This is a genomic window from Tumebacillus lipolyticus, from assembly GCF_042682745.1.
GTDB classification, from domain to species: domain Bacteria; phylum Bacillota; class Bacilli; order Tumebacillales; family Tumebacillaceae; genus Tumebacillus_A; species Tumebacillus_A lipolyticus.
In genome coordinates this window covers 293,791-315,384 of record NZ_JBHUIO010000005.1, presented here as the reverse complement: position 1 = coordinate 315,384, position 21,594 = coordinate 293,791, and the positions used below count along the sequence as shown (strand labels likewise).

The following is a 21,594-nucleotide window of genomic DNA, read 5'->3' as shown; positions in this document are numbered from 1 at the left end:
TAAGACTGTTGTCCCCATCAAGATGCTTTTGGCGTTTGGGAGAGAATACTGGGAGGTACGTCCATGCAGAAAATCCACTTCGTGGGAATCAAAGGCTCAGGCATAAGTGCGCTCGCGCAAGTGTTCGCACGCATGGGCTGCGAGGTGACCGGTTCGGACACGGACGCGGTATTTTTTACAGATGAACTGTTGCACCAAGCTGGCATCACACAGATCACTGGTCCGTCTGTCGAGAACGTGCAACATGCTGATATCGTCTGCCATTCTCCGGCGTACGGAGATGATCATATCGAGATTCAAAAAGCGAAAGAGCTCGGAATCGAAGTGTTGACCTATCCGCAGATGCTCGGTCGTCTGATGGAAGGCCACAACGAAGCTGCGATCACCGTCTCCGGCACGCACGGGAAGACGACGACCACTTCGATGATCGCCAACATGCTCCTTCAGGCAAAGCATGATCCGCTCGCCATCATCGGGAGCAAAAACTATAACATCGGCTCCAACGCTCGTTTCGGGCACGGGTTTATGGTGGCAGAAGCGTGCGAGTATCGCCGCAGCTTCCTCAATTACAACCCGAAGATCGCCATCGTCAACAACATCGACTTCGACCACCCCGACTATTTCTCCGGGATCGACGATGTGTTTGAGGCGTTTCAGACGTTTGTGGACAAAGTTCCCTCTGACGGAGTCTTGATCACTTGGGGGGATCAGGAGCTTTGCAGGAAGCTCTCCTCCAAGGGTAAGGTGCTCTATTTCGGCTTAAACGATACGAACGATATTTGGGCGACCGATGTTGCCGAACACAGGGGGCTGTTGTCCTTCAACGTCTGGGAGCGCGATCGGCTGCTCGGCAGGCTGGAAGTGCGAGCGATCGGCGAGCACAACGTGCTGAACGTGCTGGCGGTCATCGCCCTTTCGCGAATCTTGCAGATTCCGTTTGAAGCGGTGCGAGCTTCGTTCGCAGAATTTGGAGGAGTCTATCGTCGATTCGACTACCTCGGACAGGTGGAGCAACTGGCGATCTACGATGATTACGCACACCATCCGAGCGAGATCGAAGCGACCTTGCGGGCGGTGCAGCGCTCCTTCCCGGAGGATCATCTGCTCACCGTCTTTCAACCGCACACCATCTCGCGGACGATGGCGTTTCTCGACGAGTTTGCCGACGCGCTGACGCTGTCAGATGAAGTGATGCTGGTCAAAGTGTACCAGTCTGCTCGCGAGAAGAGCGACCGGGCGGAAGAGCTGACCAACCTGCTCGCCGAAAAGATTGCGGAGCGCGGGAAGACGGTGCACCTGGTCAACACGCTGGAGGAAGGTACCGAGTGGATTTTGCAACAGCGCGCGGGCAGCACAGGCTTGGTGCTGACGATGGGCGCAGGCGACATCCGCGGGATCGGGGAACGGCTGATCTCTGTGCACGCATAAGCATGTTCTGGACCGAGGGGAACCTCGGTCTTTTTTGTATCGGTCTGCTGGTAAATTGCAAGATCGAGGGAACTTTTCTATAATGAAGATGTTTGGATACACTTGCGGAGTTTACTGGAAAATGCCTGACAAAGGGGACTAGAGATACATGCAACAATTTCAAGCGAGCATGCTCAAACTGATCATCGAAACATCGACCAACCTGCCGTCCGATGTCCGCAAAGCGGTGATGAAGGCGCGCCTGGAAGAGGAGATGGGCAACCGTTCCTCCCTCGCGCTGGACACGATCGCAGAAAACATCGTGATGGCGCAGGAAGAAGAAGCGCCGATCTGCCAAGACACCGGCATGCCGACCTTCCACCTGCACGTCCCGGTTGGCGCGAACCAGATCGTGATGAAAAAGCAGATCTATGCGGCGATCGAGGAAGCGACCAAGATGGGGAAACTGCGCCCGAACTCGGTCGATTCACTGACCGGCGTAAACTCGGGCAACAACTTAGGCCCGGGCACCCCGGTGATCCACTTCGAGCAATGGGAACGAGATGATATTGAAGTGCAGCTGATCTTGAAGGGCGGCGGCTGTGAGAACAAAAACATTCAGTACGCCCTGCCGACAGAGCTGGACGGGTTGGGCAAAGCGGGCCGCGACCTCGACGGGATCCGCAAGTGCATTCTGCATGCGGTCTATCAGGCACAAGGTCAAGGCTGTTCCGCCGGGTTTATCGGCGTCGGCATCGGCGGCGATCGCACCTCCGGCTACACGCTGGCGAAAGACCAACTGTTCCGCCGCACCGATGATGTCAACCCGATTCCGGAGCTCGCCAAGCTGGAAGAGTATGTGATGGAGACTGCCAACCAGCTGGGCGTCGGCACGATGGGGTTTGGCGGCAAAGTGTCCTTGCTCGGCTGTAAGATCGGCGTGATGAACCGTCTCCCCGCCTCGTTCTACGTGTCTGTCGCCTACAACTGCTGGGCGTTCCGTCGCCTCGGCGTGGTGCTCGATGCGAGCTCGGGCGAGATCAGAGAGTGGCAGTTCCAAGAGTCGGTCGAAGCGTTCGACCTGACCAAAAATGCGGGTGAAACTGACAGCGACGACACCCGCACGGTCGTGCTGCAAGCGCCGATCAGCGAGGAGCAGGTGCGCGATCTGAAGGTGGGCGACGTGGTGATCATCAACGGCGAGATGCACACTGGCCGCGATGCGTTCCACAAATATATGATCGAGCCGGAGCACACCTCCCCGGTCGATCTGAGCGGCGGCGTGATCTACCACTGCGGTCCGGTCATGCTCAAAGATCAACAGGGCGAATGGCATGTCAAAGCGGCCGGCCCGACCACCTCGTCCCGCGAAGAGCCGTATCAGGCGGACATCATCAAGAAGTTTGGCCTGCGCGCGGTGATCGGGAAGGGCGGCATGGGACCGAAGACGCTCAAAGGCTTGCAGGAGCACGGTGCGGTCTACCTGAACGCGATCGGCGGAGCAGCCCAATATTATGCGCGCTGCGTGAAAAAGGTGAACGGTGTCGACTTCCTGGAGTTTGGGATTCCAGAGGCGATGTGGCACCTGCAGGTCGAAGGCTTTGCGGCGATCGTCACGATGGATGCGCACGGCAACTCCTTGCATGCTGACATCGATAACCAATCGCTGCGCAAGCTCTCCGACTTTGCGGAGAAAGTGTTTTAAGTCGAGGGTGAAGATTGATGGGAGAGGGTGCGGCACAGATGAGAGGACCTGGATTTTTTGAAAATGTGGTCGGAATGTTTAAGGACAAGCAAACTCCGGTGCGAGACAAACTGTTGATCGCAGGTGGGGTCGTCTACATCATCTCGCCGATCGATCTGATCCCCGATTTTCTGCTCCTCGTGGGATATGTGGATGACTTCGCCTGCTTGATCGGCACGGTCACCCTGTTTTACAAAACGTACAACCGCTATGTGCGCCGCACTCGCATCGTCGGCTGAGTTGCCGAATCGATCGCTTGGCGCTATAATAGGGACTAAGAAAATGTCAGCGATGAGGAGAGTATCCGCTTGTGGAACTTCAGCGAGTCAGGGAGGGTGGAAGCCTGACAGGGAAGCATGTGGAGAAGCGCACCTCGGAGACGCCGCCTGAACCTTTTGCGTAGGGCGTGCCGGTTCTGCCCGTTACAGCAGATACAGAAGTTGGCTCATCAGCAATGCATGGGCAACAAGAGTGGTACCGCGGGAGCAACAGCTCTCGTCTCTTTACACAGAGACGAGAGCTTTTTTCATTTGAAACTACTATTCTGGTAAAAGGTGAGTGGCTCGTATGATCTACAAAGACAAGATTGCAGCAACGATCGCCCAGGTGGTCGACCTCGAAGTGGAGGCGGTACAGCGGATCCTGGAGACGCCAAAAGATCTGAAGATGGGCGACTTGGCGTTCCCGTGCTTCCAGCTGGCGAAGACGATGCGCAAAGCGCCGCCGATGATCGCAAGCGAAGTTGCCGAGCGACTGACTCCCGCCCTGCAAGCGGCAGGCGTTCCGGTGGGCAGCGTGCAGGTGGTCGGCGCGTACATCAACTTATTCCTCGATCAGCAGGCGGTGGCCAAAGATGTGATCGCGACCATCTTGACCGAAAAGGCGGGCTATGGATCGGCAGACATCGGCGGCGGAGCGCATGTGACGATCGACCTGTCCTCCCCGAACATCGCCAAGCCGTTTTCGATGGGCCATCTGCGCTCGACCGTCATCGGCAACGCGCAGGCCAACCTGTTGGCGAAGATCGGGTACCAGCCGGTGCGGATCAACCACCTCGGCGACTGGGGAACCCAGTTTGGCAAGCTGATCGTCGCCTACAAGAAGTGGGGCAGCGAAGCGGCCGTTCAACAAAACCCGATTCCGGAGCTGCTCAAGCTGTACGTGCAGTTCCACGATGAAGCGAAAGCAGACCCGTCGCTCGAAGATCAAGGCCGCGAGTGGTTTAAAAAGCTGGAGGATGGCGATCAAGAGGCGCAGCAGCTCTGGCAATGGTTCCGCGACGAGTCGCTGAAGGAGTTTAACAAAACGTACGCGCTGATGGGCATCAAGTTCGACTCCCTGCATGGCGAGGCTTTTTACAACGACAAGATGGATCGCGTCGTGAACGAGCTGGAAGCGAAAGGCCTGCTCGTCGAGGATGAGGGCGCGATGGTCGTCAAACTGGATGAGTACGACATGCCGCCTTGCCTGATCAAAAAATCGGACGGTGCAACCCTGTACGCAACGCGCGATCTGGCGGCCGCCCTCTATCGTCAGGACACCTACCAGTTTGCCAAGGCGCTCTATGTGGTCGGCAACGAGCAGCGCCTGCACTTCCGCCAGGTGTTCAAAGTGTTGGAGAAGATGGGATACGGATGGGCGGCAGAGATGCATCACATCCCGTTTGGGATGATGCTCAAAGATGGCAAGAAGATGTCCACCCGCAAAGGCAAGGTCATCCTGCTCGACGAAGTGCTGCAAGCGGCGATCGCCGATGTGAAAAAGGTCATCGCCGAGAAGAACCCCAATCTGGCAAACAAAGACCAGGTGGCCGAACAGGTCGGCGTCGGTGCGATCATCTTCCACGACCTGAAAAACTACCGGATGAACGATATCAACTTCTCGTGGGAAGAGATGCTGACTTTCGAAGGCGAGACAGGGCCTTATGTGCAATACACGCATGCGCGCGCCAACTCGATCCTGCGCAAAGCGGGCTATGTGGAGTCGAGCGATGTGGTGTTGCCGGCAGGGGCGCTCGAAGGGGCGGAAGCGTGGGCGGTGGTTACGCTGTTGCTCAACTTCCCGAACGTGATCAAGCGCGCAGGGGAGGAGTTCGATCCGTCTGCGCTCGGCAAGTGGATCATCGATCTCGCCCAAGCGTTTAACAAGTTCTACGCGAACGTGCGGGTGTTGGCTGAAGAGGAAGCGGTGAAAAATGCTCGTCTGCAGCTGGTGGCAGCCACGGCAACTGTGCTCCACGAGGGGCTGCGTCTGCTCGGGCTGGAAGCTCCTGCTGAGATGTAAGAAGTAAATTTCAATAAGGTTTCCGTAGATCTATTCTTAACCATCACCAGTTTTGTTCACTCATTGTGTACAAAATTTAGAATTACAGAGGAGTTCACCCAAAATATGCCGAATCTCTTTAAGCAGGAGAGGACCTGCTTCAGGGAGGGATTCGATGGATCTGCATATATCCGGTCTGCAATGGGTGATGGTAGCAATGTGCCTGATGACTGCGGCATACTATATTGATCGAACCAGACGTCTAGCCGCACAGGAAACGGCTCAGCGAGCAGGAGCGCTCCTCCACGCCCGCTATCGCTATGTGATCGAAGCAGATCCTCGAGCGATTTTGCTGTTTCAGCCCGACTTTACCTTGCTGGAGATCAATCAAAAGGGACGGGAATGGATCAAGAGCTCACAGAGCGAGCTGCAAGGCCAGAGCGCGCTCGATGTGCTGTCCCGCCTGCAGGTGGAGAACCCGCAGGAATTGCTCGATCAGATCTTGGCGCGCGGTGCGATCGAACTGAAAGTTGGCGAGCGCATCCTCAGCGATTTTGAATGGTCCGATCTGTATGACGAAAAGGGTGGTCGCGTCGGAGGTGTCCTCTGCTTTCGCGATGTGACAGAGGAGAAGAAGTTCCAGCGCGAGATCATCCAATCGGAAAAATTGGCGGTCGTCGGCCAACTGGCGGCGGCGACCGCTCATGAGATTCGCAATCCGCTGACCTCGATCAAGGGGTTTCTCCAGCTGTTGGAGCACCGCTTGAAGACGATGGAGCAGGAGAGCGAGATAAAGGAGTACACGCGGATCATGGTCGAAGAGGTGGATCGGATGGAGAAGATCATTCGCGATTTTCTGCTGATGACCAAGCCGAGCGATGTGATTCGCGAGCAGGCTTGTCTGAACTCGGTGATCGAGCGGGTGTTGGTGCTCGTGCAAAACCAGGCGATCCTGCGCAACATTCAGGTGGTCACCGATCTGACCAAGCTGTCGCACGTTTTGATGCACAAAGAGGCGATCCAGCAGGTGGTGCTCAACCTGATGCAAAACGCGCTGGAAGCGATGAACGTAGGCGGAACGCTGACCGTGCAGACAAAAGAGGAGGACAAGCATGTCGTCCTGCTGGTGATCGACACGGGGATCGGCATGACAGACGAGGAGCTGCAGAACCTCGGCAGCCCGTTCTACTCGACCAAGACGGAGGGGACGGGGCTCGGTCTGACCGTCTCTTCGAAGATCATCAGGGAGCATCGCGGGCAGATCGATGTCCAATCGAAAAAAGGGGTAGGGACGACGATCGCGATTCGCTTGCCCAAATAAAAAAGGGTGGGGCAAGCGCCCCACCCTTTTTCTGTCTGCGATCAAGCTTGTACAAACTGGTGGACGAAATGTTTCGGTGTGAGCGGTTCGCCGGTCGCCTTCTCGATCATCTCGTTCCAATGCCAGCGCGAGCCCGGCTTGAAGACGCGCTCGGTCAGCCAGGCGCCGATGCGCTCGTCCCCGGTGATCGAGTTGATGTCGAGCTCTTGCTCAAGCGAAGCTTGCAGCTGCGATGCGGTCAGCTCGCCCAACATGTAGTTCTGGTAATAGACGGGTACGATCGCCAGGTGAATTTTGGCCGCCCAGTCTGGCTGGTTGCGATCTGCTGGACGGGTGACGAGCTGGAAGCGCTCCACATAGTCCCACCACAGCTTGTTCAGATCTTGGTCAGGGTTGTTGTACATATCGCGCTCAAAATGGGTCATGACCAGATTCCAGCGCACAAAGATCAACATCGTGCGGGTGAGCTGGCGGTTGAACGCATCTTCCAGCGCTTTCGCCTCCTCCGCAGGGACGCCGGCGATCTTGATCAGCCAATCGGCGCTTTTCGTCAGGCGCCCGAACAGCATGGCGATCGCCTCGGTGGTCAAGGTGTGCGCGCAGTCGCGCAACACGTAAGGGAGGCTCGGATCGTTGTAGTAATCATAGACGGCGTGTCCCGCTTCGTGCAGCATCGTCGACATCCAGTAGTCGTTGTTGCGCACGTTGCAGAGCATCCGCGTGTCGCCTTCACGGTCGATGTTGGTGCAGTAGGCGTGCTGATATTTGCCTTCCCGCTCGAACAGGTCCGAATTGTCGATGATCTTCTGCATGTCGGTCAGCCCGATGCTGTCAAAATACGATTTGGTCAGGGTGACAACATCCTGGTGCTCAAAATATTTGTCGAGGTTGAGGTCTGAGGAGACGGGCACCTCTTGGAAGAACGGGTCCGAATAGTGCCAGGGGCGCATCTCGGAAGGCTCGATGCCATAGCGCTCGGCGAGCTCCTCATCGAGCGACCGCTTCATCTCCTTGTAGGGGGCGAGCGTCGCCCGCTCCAGCTCGCCGAGCAGGGTGAACAGCTCTTGCTCATCGAGCTCTTGCAGGGTCAGGTTCATCGTGTAGAAGTTTTCGTAGCCGAACTTTTTGGCCAGCTCGTTGCGGAACTTGACCACCTCGATCACCTTGTCTCCCACGACGGTGCCGATCTGTTTGGAGCCTTCCCAGGCAGCTTTGCGCTTCTCGTTGTCCGTCTCGGTGCGCAGCAGCTCATTCACTTCGTTGTCCGATTTTTTCTCGCCGTCGATCGTGGCACGGAACGTGTTGTACACGCCTTCGATCTCCGTCTCTATCCGAACGAGCTTCTCGATGTCCGCATCATCCATCTGCTGCTGTTGGCACAGATTATAGAGCAGGACGAGCTGGCGCGCGAGCAGCGGGTCGGTCACGCCGCCGCTCTCTTTCAAGCGCTTGAGCTCCGCAAACGCTTCGCGGTCGGCCAGCAGTTTCAGATAGTCGGACTTGAGCGCGCTGTAGCGCTCATCCGCCTCGGTGTTGCCCGTCGTGGTCGCTTCCCAATAGGCGATGTTAAAGGCGATGGTCAGCTCACGGTATTGGGGAACGAACCGATCCAAAAATTGTTGCATCTCGGTGTTCAATGTATATCCTCCTTCGTCACTCAAAAATTTGGAAATGGGATACCTTATTGTACCATAAGAGTTGGGGGAATTTTCAAGCAAAGGGAGGGATCTATGGTGTTCGATCCGACCATCTATGACAATCTGAAAGTGGTGTTTGAAGGAGCTTTGTACGATCTGGATCGCACAGGTCGCATCCTGATCGTCGGGAGGGAAGATCTGGTCGATCTCGCCTCGATGTCGCGCAGGTTTGCGATGCGGATGGAGAAGCAGCAGGATGCGACCTGCCAAGCGAAGCTGGAGCTGTCGTCCAACCTGGTCGATTTTGCCTCGGAGCTGCGCCGGATGAGGTTGGCAGATGAGGTGCCAGGGTCGCGCTTGACCCTTTCATTCGACTTGCCTCTGCGCATGGCGGTGAACAGCGGTGCGATCGATGAGCATCTGCGGGCGGTGTGGGGAGATGTGGCGGCTGTCCAGCACGAGCGCGTCGAATCGTTCGCGCCGCATGCTGGCGACCGGAGCGATGAAACGCCGAGCGGGATCTATCGCATCACCCTGCCGCTTGCCGGCAAGATCGATGAGGACAACATCGAGGATGTCGTGTCGCTGCTCGACCATCTCGTCCTCTCGCTGGAGACGATCGAGCAGATCGGCAACTCGCGCTAAGTTTCGCCCGACTTGGCGGCAGGAGCTTCTGGGTCGGAAAGCGAAATGGTGAGAAATCGAATTGAATCGAATTGAAGGAGCGAAGCGGAATGAGCAGAGTGGAAGGGCAGGTCGCCATCATCACCGGCGCATCGAACGGGATTGGAGCAGCCAGCGCGATCGCGTTGGCGCGCGAAGGGTTTCAGGTGGCGCTCGGTGCGCGCCGAGCGGAGAAGTTGAGCGAGGTCGCAGCGCAGATCTTGGCGGAGACGGGCAAGCGGCCGTTCGTGATGGAGCTCGATGTGCGACAGGAGGAGCAGGTCAACTCTTTTGTCGCCGCTGTGATCGAAGCGCATGGTCGCCTCGACCTGCTGCTGAACAACGCAGGTCTGGCCAAAGGCGTGGCGCATGTGATCGATGAGGAAGAGGCGAGCAACTGGGATCAGATGATCGATACGAACGTCAAAGGGCTGCTGATGATGACCCGCGCGTGCGTTCCGCACATGGTGCAGGGCGGAAACGGCCATGTGATCAACATCGGCTCGATCGCCGGGCGTGAAGCGTATGCGGGCGGTGCGGTCTATTGTGCGACCAAGTTTGCGGTGCGCGCGATCACCGACGCGCTGCGCCAAGAGCTGCTCGGACTGCCCGTTCGGGTGACGACTGTCGATCCAGGGCTGGTCAACACCGAATTTTCGATGGTGCGGCTCGAAGATCAGCAGCGGGCAGATGCGGTCTATGCAGGGATGACGCCGCTGGTTGCAGAAGATGTTGCAGACTGCGTCGCCTTTGCAGCGACTCGCCCCAAGCATGTGAACATCGATGCGATCATCGTCAAGCCGACCGATCAGGCGGGCGCGGGGAAAGTGGCAAGACGCTAAAAGTTGTGGTAAATTAAACTTAGAGAAAATTATCGTTTTATGAAAGAAAAAAGGGGAGACTCACATGCGCCATGTGCCGATTGATATGGTGCAGCCCGGCAACGTGCTCGCAAGATCGATCTATACAGGTGACGGACGACCGCTATTGAACACCGGCGTGCAGCTTACAGTCGGCATGCTCAGCACCTTGCGCCGCCTCGGAGTGACGATGATCTACATTCAGGATAAGCGCTTTCAGGATGTTGTCGTCGAAGAGGTCGTGTCGGAGGAAACAAGGCGTGAAGCGTTAGTCAATCTGGCCGTTGCTGTGCAGTGCATCCAAGGTGGTAAAGAGTTCGACACGAAGGTGATGTCGCAGACGACCAACGCGATCATCGACGAAATGATCAAGAACAGAAAAGTGTTGATCAATCTGACCGATATCCGCACGATGGACAACCGTCTGTTTGTCCATTCGCTCAACGTCTGCATCCTGTCGGTGGTCGTCGGGATCAACATGCGGCTCAATCGCAACCAGCTCACCGATTTGGCGATCGGAGCTCTGTTGCACGATATCGGCAAGATCGAAGTGCCCGAGTCTGTGAAAAAGCAAGAGGATGAAGAATTGCCTGCCGACCTGGCGAACGATGAGAAGCATACGTGGCGCGGGTACAAGCGGTTGCGCAAGAAAAACGATATATCGATCATCGCGGCGCACTGTGCGCTCCAGCATCATGAAAACATCGATGGCAGCGGGTATCCGCGCGGGCTGAAGGAGGAGGAAATCCATCAGTTCGCCAAGATCGTCGCCGTCGCCAACGAGTATGACAATCTGATCTCCGGCGATGAGGATCGCTTGCCGATGTTGCCGCATGAGGCGACAGAAGTCTTGATGAGCCTCGCGGGCAAGAGCTTCGATCATGAGATCGTCATTCAGTTCTTGCGCGCTATCGCCGTCTTCCCGACCGGAATGTCGGTCAGGCTGGACACGGGGCAGATCGGCGTGGTGGTCGGCCAGCACAAGGGGCTTCCCACCCGCCCGGTGGTTCGCGTCTTCACCAAGGAAGATGGAGAGTGGGAATCGCACAATGTCAAGGAAGTCGATCTCGCACAGGAGACGACCGTCTTTATCAAAAAGGTCTTACAAGAATAGAGCTCGCAAGCGGAGCGTGCGGAACGAAATCGCCGCATCGGCGCTGTTTGAATCTGAAGAGAATGAATGGGGAAAAGACCGTTGAGCCACCGATTGGGTTGCAACGGTCTTTTCTTGCGAGCAGATGCTGAGCGGGTGGAGAGGTGAGCGGTCGCATGAGTGGAAGGCAAGGGACGATTCTCGCGGTAGATGATGAGGAAACGCTGCAACGGATCGTCAAAAACTATCTCGAACAGGAAGGGTTTACCGTTTTGACAGCGAGCGATGGAAGCGGTGCACTAAAGCTTGTGGAGCAGGTCGAGGTCGATCTGGTCTTGCTCGATTGGATGATGCCGGGGCTGAACGGGCTTGAGGTGTGCCGAAGAATGCGCGAGTTTACCGATGTGCCGGTGATCTTCTTGACGGCGAAGACGGACGAGCTGGACAAGCTGCTCGGCTTGGAGCTCGGTGCGGATGATTATATCACCAAGCCTTTTTCGATGCGGGAGTTGGCCGCACGGATTCGCGTTGTGCTCAGGCGGATGAAGCGGGGGAACGCCGCTGCAACAGCTGCGGGGAGCGGGCAGGAACAGCTGGTGCGCGGCAGGTTGACGATCGAGCTCGCCAAACACGCGGTGCTTCTCGATGGCAAGGCGCTGACGCTCACCCCGACCGAGTTTAAGTTGCTCGTGACGCTCGCCTCCGCTCCGGGACGGGTGTACAGTCGTCTGCAGTTGCTGGAGATCGCGCTCGGCGAGGAATATGCGGGATATGAGCGCTCGATCGATACGCACATCTCTAACCTGAGAAAGAAGATCGAGCAGGATGTGAGCCAGCCGCAGATGATCTTGACCGTCTTCGGCGTCGGGTACAAATTTGGAGATTTTGCATGAGGTTGCGAGAAAGGATCTTTCAAGCGTACAGCATCCTGTTTACCGCTGGCGTGCTCGTGGCCGCTTGGCTCGGCTACGGGGTGGGCAACAGCGCGGCGGGAGCGGACGTGCGCCTCGTGCTGCTCGCCGTGCTCTGGATGCTGGGGATCGCAGTCGCCTACCTGTTCGCGCTGTGGTACGCCCAGCCGGCCGAACTGCTCAAGGAGCGGGTGCGGGAGCGAGAGCTGGCCAAGGATGTTCAGGAGATCAAGCTGCAGGATCTAGGCGAGTTCGCTCCGGTCGCTCAGCATTTGAACCGGATGGCGCAACAGCTGAGCAGCAGTTCGGGCCCGCGCGATCAGCTGGTCGCCGATGTGGCGCATGAGCTGCGCACCCCGCTTTCGATCCTGCGCGGGCAGGTGGAGTCGATCTTGGAAGGCAAGGTGGAGCTGGTGCCGGAGCAGCTGTTGCCGATGCTGGATGAGACGGCGCGATTGACGCGGCTGGTGCAGGATTTGCAACAGTTGTCGCTGGCGAAGGAGGGCGCTTTGCAACTGGCTCGCGAGTGGGTGCCATTTGCGCGTTTGCTGCAGGAGATCGTGGCCGTCTTGGAGCTGGAGGCGGAGGGAAAAGGAACGAAAATTGAGCTGGTCGCATCGGCAGAGCAAGAGGTGTATTGCGATCGGGCGCGCATCAAACAGGTGTTGATCAACCTGATCGGCAATGCGATCCGCTATGCGGAGTCGGGAGGGCGCGTTGAGGTGACCGCCCGGTTTGCGGCGGGAGAGATGCGCCTGACCGTGCGCGATGACGGGCCGGGGATTCCGCCAGAAAGCCTCCCCTATCTGTTCGACCGCTTTTACCGGGTCGAAGGATCGCGCAGCCGTCAGTCGGGCGGCATGGGGCTCGGGCTTGCGATCGCCAAAGAGTTTGTGGAAGCGCACGGCGGAAAGCTGCGCGTGAAAAGCGAGCTGGGCGAAGGGACGACCTTCGCGCTCAACTTGCCGATCTTCCCCATATCTTGACAACTTCTTGATCTTTTCCTCAAACGATGTGAAGACGTTCGAGCTACGCTGTGAACAGAGAGGAGGTGTCGAAGATGATCGAGGTGCAAAACCTCTGGCGAACCTACGGGGGCGGCGAGGTGAGGGTCGATGCGCTGCGCGGCATCTCGCTTGCGGTCGAGCGGGGCGAGAGGATCGCCGTGATGGGGCCGTCCGGATGCGGGAAGACGACGCTGCTCAACTGCATGTCTGGCATTGATACGATCACTTCGGGCCACGTGCTGCTCGAAGGGCAGGACTTGCATCGGGGCAGCGCTGCCGCCCGCGATCAGTATCGGGCGAAGAAGATGGGCTTCGTCTTTCAGAGCTACAACCTGATCCCGGTGCTCTCCGCAGTTGAAAATGTGGAACTGCCGTTGCTCTGCCAAGGGGTGGACGTCAAAGAGGCGCGAGAGCGAGCGGAGGTCGCGCTGACCCGAGTCGGCTTGAGAGAGCGAGCGCACCACCGGCCGAGCGAGCTGTCGGGCGGTCAGCATCAGCGGGTGGCGCTTGCGCGGGCGATCGTCAACAATCCGGCTGTCGTCTTTGCTGACGAGCCGACCGGTGCGCTCGATCGGGCGACGACCGAACTGGTGCTCGATCTGTTCGATCACCTGAATCGCGTCGACAACATTACGTTCGTGATCGTCACGCACAACCCGGAGGTGGCGGAGCGCGCAGATCGGGTGATCTATATGGACAGCGGGGAGATCGTGCAGGAGCTCGTGCCGAAGCGCAGGAGGAGGGAGCGCTGATGATCCTTTCGCTCCTGCTCGGCAGCCTGTTGATCGCCATGCTCTGGAAGATGGGTCGGACGGCGATCGGCAGTCCGCACCTGCGGCGCATGGCGCTGCGCAATCTCGTCCTGCACAAAAGCACGACGCTGTTCACCGTGTTAGGGGCGATGATCGGCACGGCGCTGATTACGGCGGCGCTGTTGTTTCAACACTCGCTCGTCCAAAGCGGCGAGCAGCTGCTCGAAGAGCAGTTTGGGCGCATCGGCTACGACCTGCCTGCGGGCGAAGCAGGGTATGGCAACGCTCAGCTGGACGACCAGTCGATCGAACGGCTGCAAGGACTGATCGCACAGGGAGCGGTCGCCGAGGTGGATGCGCTGTTGCCCACCGTCTCGCTCACCTCCACGCTGATCAAGCGGAATGATCAAGGCGACCCTCTGTCGATCCAGCCGAACGTCTACCTGCAAGGCTTTGACCGGATGCGGGCCCAATCGTTCGATTGGCGGGCGATGGAAGGCATCCCGGAGCTCGGCGAGCAGGAGATCCTCCTGTCGGAGTTGGTGGCGAATCGCTTGGAGGTCATCGCTGGCGATCAGGTCTCCGTCGGAGCAGACTCCTTGCGCGTGGTCGGCGTGGTGCCGGAGCAGGGGCTGCTCGGCTATCGGGGGATCAAGCACGCGTCAGCAAGCGCACTGGTGGCGGAGGGGACAGCTCGGCGCCTGGCAGATGTGCCAGATGGGCAGTACACCAACATCCTGTTGCGCCAAAAAGAGTACCTCTTCGGTACCGGCAATGTGGGGACGCGCTCAAGCGTGCTCTTTGGGCTCGGGTATCGAGATGTGGCGGTGCGCGGGATGGCAGAAGATGATCTGGAACATGCGCGAAGAATTTTTCCGATCTTCAGCATCGCCTCTTGGAGCACGATCGCGATCGGGCTGATGATGATCCTCAACATCTTCCGCATGATCGCCGAGGAGCGGAGGCAGGAGTTGGGCGTGCTGCGGGCGATCGGGATGACGCAAGCAGATCTGACCAAGCTGTTGCGGCTGGAGGGAGCGTTTTATGCGCTGCTTTCCAGCGTTGTCGGTCTGTTCGCTGGGATCGGACTTGCCAAACTGCTGCTCGTTTTGATCGGGGATTATTTTGCGCTCGGCGTGTTGCAGATTGGCGGTCTCTCGATCCAGTATCAACTGTTCATCAGCTTCGAACCGCTGATCACCGGATTTGCGACCGGTGCGCTTCTGATCTACTGCTGTTCCTGGCAGGTTTCAACTCAGGCGGCCACCGTCCCGATCGTGGAAGCGCTGTACGATGAGGAGGAGCGGCGGGGGCGCAATGGCGGTCGAGAGCGGCTGTCGATCCAGCGCATCGCCGTTCGGCTGCTGGGAACCATCCTGACAGTCGGGCTGTTGCTACTCTCGTTGACCGATTCGTTTCGCGATGGGCTGCACGATCATTTTTCAAACCTGTTCCCGCTGCTGCTGATCGAGATCGGCTTCTTCTGGACGCTGATGACCTCGCTGATCGTCTCCAGATCGTTCGGCAAGCTGGCGATGGGGCTACAGTGGGTGTTTCGTCCGTTTGGACGGATCGTCGCAGTCTTGCGGATGGCGCTGCGCAATTTGGAGGTGCACAGCAAGCGGACGGCGCTCCTCGTCCTGATGTTTGCGCTCGTCTTTTTCCTCACCTCGCTCTCCGGCGTGTTTCGAGATTCATTTATCGGGCATTTCGCGCGGCAAGAGTCCCGCGTGTTAGCCGGGGGGTATGACCTGTATGCGACCGCTGGCGGCAAGCGGCTGACCAGCGAAGAGGCGAGCCGGATGGTCGCTGGATCGGAGCAGGTGAAAGCGGGCATCGTTGAGCAGGTCGTCTCCGTCTGGCAGGTACCCTTGTATCGGGAGCAGGCGTACCATCCCAATGCGCTGGAGTTCGGAAGCATCAACGGGATCGATCGTGCCTATGTAGCGCTTTCGACGCTGAAGCTGATCGATCGCGATCCGGCCTACCGAAGCGATCTCGAAGCGTGGCTGGCGGTGGTGAACGACCCTGGGGTGATGATCGTCTCAGAACGGCATGCGAACGAGGCGAAGATCGGCGAGCCGTACCAGATTTCGCTGATGGGTGGCGTGATTCAGAAGCGAATCATCGGAATTGCCGCCTATGATGAGGGGAGCAATGATCTTCCTGCCACATCTGGCGTGTTTCTCAAGCAGAGTGAGTTGCCGAACTACACGAACGATCCGAAAACGATCACCAGCCAACTGCTGTTTCGTCTGACGCAAGAGGAGACGAGCGCAGCAGACGTAGAGGGGATCGAAAAGGCGTTGAGCTTGCACAACATCTACCCGCTGCACCATCCGGATGCGGATCGCAAGGTCGGCGTCGATCACATGGCCAAGTTTTTCGACACGTTTGCAAGCTACTCGCTGCTGTCGGCGCTGATCGGCATCGGCGGGCTCGGGGTGATCATGTTTCGCATGGTACACGCGCGGCGTCAGCAGATCGGGATGTTGCGCGCAGTCGGTGTGTCCGCAGCTGTGATCTACTGGAGCCTGCTGATCGAAGGCTCGCTGATCGGCATGCTCGGCATCGCCCTCGGCTCGTTGATCGGGAGCTATGTCGGCACGATCATGGTCGAGCTGTTTGGCAGAGGAGGCGATTTCCCCGTCCTGTTCCCCTACGGCAAGATGATCCTGTACATGGTGGGAACGCAGCTGTTGACGCTGCTGTTGATGATGCTTCCCGCCCGCCTCGCTTTCCGACTGTCGCCTGCAGAAGCGACCAAATATGTGCGGTAGAGAACGCAAGTGCCCTTCCTGACAGAAGGGCTTTTTGTGTTATGCTAGAGGAGAGGAACTGTCAGGAGAGGGGAAGCGTAGATGGAAGTGAAGACAGATCAGATGGTGCGGGAAACGGCCGTTCAACTGTTCGAAGCGATCGAGCATCGACATTCGATGCGTTCTTATACGGGCGAGCCGCTGCCGGCGCCTGAGCGGGAAAAATTGATTGAGTTTTTGCAAAAAGGTTGGGAGCCCTATCCAGGCGCGCGCACGCGAGCGGTGTTGCTCGAAGGTGTGGAGACGACGAAGCGAATCTTTAAAGGGTTTCTCGGCAGCTACGGGTCGGTGCAGAACGCGCCGGCGATGATCTGCATGATCGGCAATGTGGAAGACCCGTTTTTCTATGAAGCGACCGGATACATGGGCGAACAGTGCGTGCTCTACGCGACGCGGCTCGGGTTTGACACCTGCTGGGTCGGAGGTTTTTTCCGTCCCGAGCTGGCGGGCGATCTGATCGGACTGGAGCGCGGGGAGCGCGTGCTGGCCGTCTCTCCGGTCGGCTTTGCGAAGAAAGATGGGATGAGCTCACTATACGAAGGGCTGTTCAAGTTCGGCACGAAGCGCGGGGTGCGCAAATCGATCGAGCAGATCTCCTATGTGGAAGATGTGACGCCGCCCAACTGGTTTTACCGGGGCTTGGAGGCGGTGCAGGTGGCGCCCTCCTCGATGAACAAGCAGCCGTGGCACATCTTTTACCACCAGGACGGGCGCATCTCGATCTCCAGCGTCGAGACGTACAGAGACAAAAAGCCGATCGTGCCGGGAGCTCCCAATTCGAGCAGACTGTGCTGTGGGATTGCGATGTTGCACCTGAAAGTGGCGACGAGAGCGCTGGGAATCGAAGGCAGATGGATTCCTGATGAGGAGCAGAGCAACCCGATCGCGACATACTTTATCCCCGATCATGTGAGAGAAGAGCAGGAGTGATGAAGATGGAACATCTGCTGTTTGACGTGCAGGAGGGCATTGCGACGATCACGCTGAACCGACCGGAAGCGCGCAATGCGTTTTCGATCGAGATGATCGAGCGCTGGGTCAAGGCGCTGGAGGAATGTCGCGACCGCGAAGACATTCGCGTCGTGGTACTGACGGCGAATGGGAAAGCGTTTTGTGCGGGCGGCGATGTGAAGGCGATGCGCGAAGGGCGCGGATTTTTGGAGCGGGGCGAGGCGACGCTCGATACGCACAGCACCGCTCTGGCGCGGAAAAACTCGCTGTGGAAGCTGATCCAGCGCGTGCCGCTCACGCTGGATCAGGTGGACAAGCCGGTGATCGCTGCGGTAAACGGCGATGCGATCGGCGCGGGCTGTGATATGGCGCTGATGGCCGACATGCGGGTGGTGGCCGATACGGCCCGCTTTGCTGAAGCGTATGTGAAGCTCGGCATCGTGCCGGGCGATGGCGGGGCGTATTACCTGCCGCGGTTGGTCGGGATGCCCAAGGCGCTCGAACTGCTGCTGACCGGCGACATGATCGATGCGGAGGAGGCGCTGCGCATCGGCATGGTCAACCGTGTCGTCCCGGCTGAGCAACTGCTGGAGGAGACATACCGCTTGGCGCGAAAGATCGCCGCTCAGCCGCCGGTCGCCGTGCAGCTGATCAAGCGGGCCGCCTATCAGAGCGCGACGGCAGACTTGCGCACCGCGCTCGATCTGGTCTCCTCGCACATGGCGATCGTGACGGAGACGGAAGATTATCGCGAAGCGGTGCAAGCGCTGCTGGAGAAGCGGCAAGGCGTGTATAAGGGAAAGTAGCGTGAGGATCGCCTTGCGCCGATCGCGTGCGAACAACGCCTCCGAACCTGCGATGCGAAGTGGAAGCTGATCGATCTGATCATCGCTCGCATCTGAGAGATGGGGAGAACCGTGCTGGAAAACGAGTTGGCGACCGAGTCGATGCGAAAAGGCTGGCTGGCAGAGCAAAAAGACTTCCGCGCAGGAGACGCGGAAGTCTTTTTGTGTTGAGACGGAAGCTCACGGGCCGACCGAAATCGCGTTGACCAGATTCGCTTCATCCCAGATCTCTTTGGGCACATAGTTGATCGTGAAGTTTTCGATCTCGACGGTGGCATCTCCCATGCTGCCCGGCTTGCCGAAGTGCTTTTTCGCCTCTTCTTGGTTGCGCAGGCGGAACTGGGTCGTAGTCCCCCGCTCGTCTTTCAGAAGCAGCGGAAACAGCTTGCTCGATTCTGAATCGGGGTAGAAGAAGATCTGGTTCCCGACAAACTCTGCTTTCTCCTCGAAGAATTGATAGCGGCCCGACACTTTGAGCCGGCCGGAGAACGAGGCGACCACCGAGGAGAGCTGACCGTCGTTAAAATAGACCAACTCCAAGCTCTCCAGGCGCATCTGGCCGATCTTGTCGCCCACTTTCACGCGCGTCGGGTCGAACACCGTCTCACCCTCGTGACCTGAGTTGCTGGATGGCGTCTCACCAGGTGCGCGGTTGGCAGAGGCAAACTGAGACACGTGCCAGAATCCGTCGCCCGATCGATTGACCATCACTTTGGCGAGCTCGCTGTCTTTGTGCGCCTGATCGTAATAGAGCAAGACTTGAAATTCGCGCGTGTTCGTATCGAGCTCTTGGGAGGAGTCGATCCGCCACTCTTTGACCACTTTGCCGCGCTCGTTGACCAGCGTCCAATTGGCAGCCGCATAGTTTTTCAGCAGCTTGCCCTGCACGTTCTCGTCCAGTGTCGCCCATTGCAGCACCGCATTTTGATCGCGCAAGCTTTGCGCCCACAGGTTGACGATCTCATCCGGCTGATCGGCCAGATCACGGCTGGCGAACGTTTCGACTTTCAGCGTGTCATCCGAGTTGCGCAGGAACTGGGTGACGACCGTGTTCGATCCGTTTGCGCTGTTACCTTTTAATTTTTCCTTCGGCTTCTCATAGTTGAGATCGACATAGGCGACGATGCGGTTGTCGCCAGGTTGCACGATGTTCGATACGTTTTGCAGCACAACCTTCTGCACCTTCGCAGGATCGGTCGATTGCTCCAGATACTCTTTGAGCGCGTTGACGATGTTCAGCTTGTCTTTGCTGACATCAAAATCAACTTCGATCGCCACCTTTGTCGATTCCACAGGGTCGGGCGTCGGGTCGGCCGGCGGCTTGATCGGATCGATCGGCTTCGGCGGGCTCACATCGCCTGGCGTCAACTCCACCGTCGGCGGTGCGTTGAACTGTTGGGCGACCACCGTGCCTGCGGTGATCAGCAAAACGACAGAGGCGGCGATCGACGTCATGCGGACGAAGGGCAAGCGCTTGTTGTTCCGAACCGCCTTTTCGATCACGTCGCGGCTCGGCTTGAGCGAGCGGGACGGCTGCGGGGTGTCGAGCGGCTTCAGATCATGAACGATTTTTTGCATCAGGGCATACTCTCCTTGGCAAGCCGGGCAAGTGTCAAGGTGGAGGGTGTCTTCCGGCGTAATCAAACCTGACCAGATCGCGTGTTGAACTTCCTCGCATTTCATAACACTTCACCCCCTTGGAAAAATAGGCTTCGCAGTCGATCCTTGATGCGGAAAACTCTCGTTTTGACGTTCGACTCGGACAGGTTCATGATCGCCGCAACTTCGCGGACAGAAAGATCATTTTGGAAGCGGAGAACCAAGATGTCGCGGTCCGTCTCGGGCAAGCCTTTGAGCGCTTCTTCGAACATGAGACGCGCATCTGCTGCCGCCTCGAAGGAAGAGATCGGCGTGTCGTCAGGCAACGGTTCCGTTTTGCGATTTTTCTTCTTGCGCAGGGAATCTTTATAGGAATTCATGATTAGGGTGTAGACCCATGTTTGAAGTGACGAGTCACCGCGGAATTTAGATAGTTTTGTACAGATTTTATAGAGTACGTCTTGTGCGAGATCTTCGGCGTCCTGTTGATGGCGAGTGAAAGAATAGGAGACTTTGAATACGAACGGTTCCAATTCATCGAGCAGGTCTGACATTGCGTTCGCATCGTGGAGCGCTCGCTTGACAATCTCATCCATGGGGTCGCCCTCCTTTCCACGCATACTGAATAGATGGTAGCATATGATCTGACGCAGTGGTGCAGGGAGCGGTTACATCCTTTCTCATTTCTTGTCAGAAAGTTGGGAGGGTGGATGCTGTGCTATAATAGAGTAGATTTTTTAGAGCGGAGGGAACTCGATTGAACCAATCAAACTTTTTGATCGTAGACGGTAGCTCGATGCTGGTGCGCGCCTATTTTGCATCCGCATTTTCTGGCCGGATCATGCGCTCCTCAAGCGGGGTGTATACGAACGGCGTGTTCGGCTTTTTAAACATGATGTTGCGCGCGGTGGAACAGATGCGTCCGAGCCACCTGTTCGTGGCGTGGGATGTGTCGCGGGATACGTTCCGCCGCGAGCTCTACCCCGCCTATAAGGGCACGCGAGGGGAGCTGCCCGATGAGCTGCATCCGCAGTTTGACACGATGAAGGACGTGCTGGATGCGCTCGGCGTCCCGCAGCACTTCGACCAGCGGTTCGAAGCGGATGACATCATCGGCACGCTGGCTCATCAGGCGGCAGACGATGGTCATCAAGTCTTGGTGCTGACCGGAGACCGCGATGCGCTGCAGCTGGTGCGCGACGGGGTGACGGTGGCGATCATGAAGAAGGGCATCACCGAGATGGACTACTACACACCTGCCTTCCTGATGGAGACCTGGGGGCTGACAGCCGATCAGATCATCGATCTGAAAGGGCTGATGGGCGACACGAGCGACAACATCCCCGGCGTGCCTGGGATCGGGGAAAAGACGGCGAAGAAACTGCTGCTCGAATACGGCACGGTGGAGAACCTGATCGAAAACCGCCATCTGCTCAAAGGCAAGATGAAGGAAAAGATCGAGGAGCATCAGGAGATCGCGCTGTTGAGCAAGAAGCTGGCGACGATCGTCATCGATGTGCCGCTCGTGCACACGCTCGATGCCTGCAAGCTGTCGTTCCAGATGGAGACGGCGAAAGAGAAGCTGTCGGAGCTGGACTTGAATCGATTTGTCTCCCATCTGGAGCGATTGGTGCAGGTCGGATAATGCGAACAAGGCGGGCGAGCTACTGAGCAATGGTCGCGTATCTGCTCGTTGATGAGTTGAATGGATCGGTTGAACCCG

At 57.8% G+C, this 21,594-nt stretch carries 18 protein-coding genes and 1 other annotated feature; of the genes, 15 read left to right on the top strand and 3 right to left on the bottom strand.

Annotated features, from left to right (window positions below; translation table 11 throughout):
- Nucleotides 1-63: 63 nt before the first annotated feature.
- The 5 genes from murC to ACFSOY_RS06755 all read left to right on the top strand — a co-directional run bounded on the left by murC (nt 64) and on the right by ACFSOY_RS06755 (nt 6,734).
- On the top strand, nt 64-1,428 hold the full coding sequence (gene murC, locus ACFSOY_RS06775) for a UDP-N-acetylmuramate--L-alanine ligase (RefSeq protein WP_386045046.1): 1,365 nt from the start codon (nt 64-66) through the stop codon (nt 1,426-1,428).
- Between the two features lie 148 nt (nt 1,429-1,576).
- The gene (locus ACFSOY_RS06770; protein ID WP_386045044.1) at nt 1,577-3,112 is read left to right on the top strand and encodes a fumarate hydratase; all 1,536 of its coding nucleotides are present in this window, start codon (nt 1,577-1,579) and stop codon (nt 3,110-3,112) included.
- Between the two features lie 38 nt (nt 3,113-3,150).
- Nucleotides 3,151-3,390 carry a YkvA family protein gene (locus ACFSOY_RS06765; protein ID WP_386045042.1) on the top strand — a complete coding sequence of 80 codons (240 nt, stop codon included), beginning with the start codon at nt 3,151-3,153 and terminating at the stop codon, nt 3,388-3,390.
- Nucleotides 3,391-3,430: 40 nt separating this feature from the next.
- Nucleotides 3,431-3,657, top strand: a binding site (T-box leader).
- Between the two features lie 61 nt (nt 3,658-3,718).
- Nucleotides 3,719-5,434 carry an arginine--tRNA ligase gene (gene argS / locus ACFSOY_RS06760; RefSeq protein ID WP_386045040.1) on the top strand — a complete coding sequence of 572 codons (1,716 nt, stop codon included), beginning with the start codon at nt 3,719-3,721 and terminating at the stop codon, nt 5,432-5,434.
- 154 nt (nt 5,435-5,588) lie between these two features.
- Nucleotides 5,589-6,734: an ATP-binding protein gene (locus ACFSOY_RS06755; protein ID WP_386045038.1), complete on the top strand. Its 1,146-nt coding sequence runs from the start codon at nt 5,589-5,591 to the stop codon at nt 6,732-6,734.
- Between the two features lie 41 nt (nt 6,735-6,775).
- Here the strand turns inward: ACFSOY_RS06755 and ACFSOY_RS06750 are convergent, their stop codons facing one another.
- Entirely contained in the window at nt 6,776-8,371 is a 1,596-nt protein-coding gene (locus tag ACFSOY_RS06750) for a M2 family metallopeptidase (protein WP_386045036.1), read from the bottom strand.
- Between the two features lie 96 nt (nt 8,372-8,467).
- Between ACFSOY_RS06750 and ACFSOY_RS06745 the strand changes: the two genes are divergently transcribed.
- The 9 genes from ACFSOY_RS06745 to ACFSOY_RS06705 all read left to right on the top strand — a co-directional run bounded on the left by ACFSOY_RS06745 (nt 8,468) and on the right by ACFSOY_RS06705 (nt 18,233).
- Nucleotides 8,468-9,016: a hypothetical protein gene (locus ACFSOY_RS06745; RefSeq protein ID WP_386045034.1), complete on the top strand. Its 549-nt coding sequence runs from the start codon at nt 8,468-8,470 to the stop codon at nt 9,014-9,016.
- A gap of 89 nt (nt 9,017-9,105) precedes the next feature.
- Nucleotides 9,106-9,876, top strand: coding sequence for an SDR family NAD(P)-dependent oxidoreductase (locus tag ACFSOY_RS06740; RefSeq protein WP_386045032.1), 771 nt, complete (start codon nt 9,106-9,108; stop codon nt 9,874-9,876).
- Nucleotides 9,877-9,940: 64 nt separating this feature from the next.
- Nucleotides 9,941-11,008 carry an HD-GYP domain-containing protein gene (locus tag ACFSOY_RS06735; protein WP_386045030.1) on the top strand — a complete coding sequence of 356 codons (1,068 nt, stop codon included), beginning with the start codon at nt 9,941-9,943 and terminating at the stop codon, nt 11,006-11,008.
- 155 nt (nt 11,009-11,163) lie between these two features.
- On the top strand, nt 11,164-11,880 hold the full coding sequence (locus tag ACFSOY_RS06730; RefSeq protein WP_386045028.1) for a response regulator: 717 nt from the start codon (nt 11,164-11,166) through the stop codon (nt 11,878-11,880).
- Nucleotides 11,877-12,884: a sensor histidine kinase gene (locus ACFSOY_RS06725; RefSeq protein WP_386045026.1), complete on the top strand. Its 1,008-nt coding sequence runs from the start codon at nt 11,877-11,879 to the stop codon at nt 12,882-12,884. Before ACFSOY_RS06730 ends, ACFSOY_RS06725 begins: the two co-directional genes overlap by 4 nt.
- A 74-nt stretch (nt 12,885-12,958) precedes the next feature.
- Nucleotides 12,959-13,657: an ABC transporter ATP-binding protein gene (locus ACFSOY_RS06720; RefSeq protein ID WP_386045024.1), complete on the top strand. Its 699-nt coding sequence runs from the start codon at nt 12,959-12,961 to the stop codon at nt 13,655-13,657.
- Nucleotides 13,657-16,437 carry an ABC transporter permease gene (locus ACFSOY_RS06715; RefSeq protein ID WP_386045022.1) on the top strand — a complete coding sequence of 927 codons (2,781 nt, stop codon included), beginning with the start codon at nt 13,657-13,659 and terminating at the stop codon, nt 16,435-16,437. The genes ACFSOY_RS06720 and ACFSOY_RS06715 overlap by 1 nt, the downstream gene beginning before the upstream one ends.
- An 81-nt stretch (nt 16,438-16,518) precedes the next feature.
- Nucleotides 16,519-17,406, top strand: a complete 888-nt coding sequence (locus ACFSOY_RS06710) for a nitroreductase family protein (RefSeq protein ID WP_386045020.1) — start codon at nt 16,519-16,521, stop codon at nt 17,404-17,406.
- 5 nt (nt 17,407-17,411) lie between these two features.
- The gene (locus ACFSOY_RS06705) at nt 17,412-18,233 is read left to right on the top strand and encodes an enoyl-CoA hydratase-related protein (RefSeq protein WP_386045019.1); all 822 of its coding nucleotides are present in this window, start codon (nt 17,412-17,414) and stop codon (nt 18,231-18,233) included.
- Between the two features lie 219 nt (nt 18,234-18,452).
- Here ACFSOY_RS06705 and ACFSOY_RS06700 read toward each other — a convergent pair whose 3' ends face one another.
- Nucleotides 18,453-19,850, bottom strand: coding sequence for a hypothetical protein (locus tag ACFSOY_RS06700; protein ID WP_386045017.1), 1,398 nt, complete (start codon nt 19,848-19,850; stop codon nt 18,453-18,455).
- 101 nt (nt 19,851-19,951) lie between these two features.
- Nucleotides 19,952-20,467 carry an RNA polymerase sigma factor gene (locus ACFSOY_RS06695; protein WP_386045016.1) on the bottom strand — a complete coding sequence of 172 codons (516 nt, stop codon included), beginning with the start codon at nt 20,465-20,467 and terminating at the stop codon, nt 19,952-19,954.
- A 161-nt stretch (nt 20,468-20,628) separates the two neighbouring features.
- Here ACFSOY_RS06695 and ACFSOY_RS06690 point away from each other — a divergent pair, with 161 nt between their 5' ends.
- A complete protein-coding gene (locus ACFSOY_RS06690) occupies nt 20,629-21,516 on the top strand; it encodes a 5'-3' exonuclease (RefSeq protein WP_386045014.1) in 888 nt (295 codons plus the stop codon).
- Nucleotides 21,517-21,594 lie beyond the last annotated feature (78 nt).

Bases quoted from the DNA above. Each gene is read 5' to 3' on its own strand.
- murC (WP_386045046.1), top strand. From the start codon at position 64: ATGCAGAAAATCCACTTCGTGGGAATCAAAGGCTCAGGCATAAGTGCG.
- ACFSOY_RS06770 (WP_386045044.1), top strand. From the start codon at position 1,577: ATGCAACAATTTCAAGCGAGCATGCTCAAACTGATCATCGAAACATCG.
- ACFSOY_RS06765 (WP_386045042.1), top strand. From the start codon at position 3,151: ATGAGAGGACCTGGATTTTTTGAAAATGTGGTCGGAATGTTTAAGGAC.
- argS (WP_386045040.1), top strand. From the start codon at position 3,719: ATGATCTACAAAGACAAGATTGCAGCAACGATCGCCCAGGTGGTCGAC.
- ACFSOY_RS06755 (WP_386045038.1), top strand. From the start codon at position 5,589: ATGGATCTGCATATATCCGGTCTGCAATGGGTGATGGTAGCAATGTGC.
- ACFSOY_RS06740 (WP_386045032.1), top strand. From the start codon at position 9,106: ATGAGCAGAGTGGAAGGGCAGGTCGCCATCATCACCGGCGCATCGAAC.
- ACFSOY_RS06735 (WP_386045030.1), top strand. From the start codon at position 9,941: ATGCGCCATGTGCCGATTGATATGGTGCAGCCCGGCAACGTGCTCGCA.
- ACFSOY_RS06730 (WP_386045028.1), top strand. From the start codon at position 11,164: ATGAGTGGAAGGCAAGGGACGATTCTCGCGGTAGATGATGAGGAAACG.
- ACFSOY_RS06725 (WP_386045026.1), top strand. From the start codon at position 11,877: ATGAGGTTGCGAGAAAGGATCTTTCAAGCGTACAGCATCCTGTTTACC.
- ACFSOY_RS06720 (WP_386045024.1), top strand. From the start codon at position 12,959: ATGATCGAGGTGCAAAACCTCTGGCGAACCTACGGGGGCGGCGAGGTG.
- ACFSOY_RS06715 (WP_386045022.1), top strand. From the start codon at position 13,657: ATGATCCTTTCGCTCCTGCTCGGCAGCCTGTTGATCGCCATGCTCTGG.
- ACFSOY_RS06710 (WP_386045020.1), top strand. From the start codon at position 16,519: ATGGAAGTGAAGACAGATCAGATGGTGCGGGAAACGGCCGTTCAACTG.
- ACFSOY_RS06705 (WP_386045019.1), top strand. From the start codon at position 17,412: ATGGAACATCTGCTGTTTGACGTGCAGGAGGGCATTGCGACGATCACG.
- ACFSOY_RS06700 (WP_386045017.1), bottom strand. From the start codon at position 19,850: ATGCAAAAAATCGTTCATGATCTGAAGCCGCTCGACACCCCGCAGCCG.
- ACFSOY_RS06695 (WP_386045016.1), bottom strand. From the start codon at position 20,467: ATGGATGAGATTGTCAAGCGAGCGCTCCACGATGCGAACGCAATGTCA.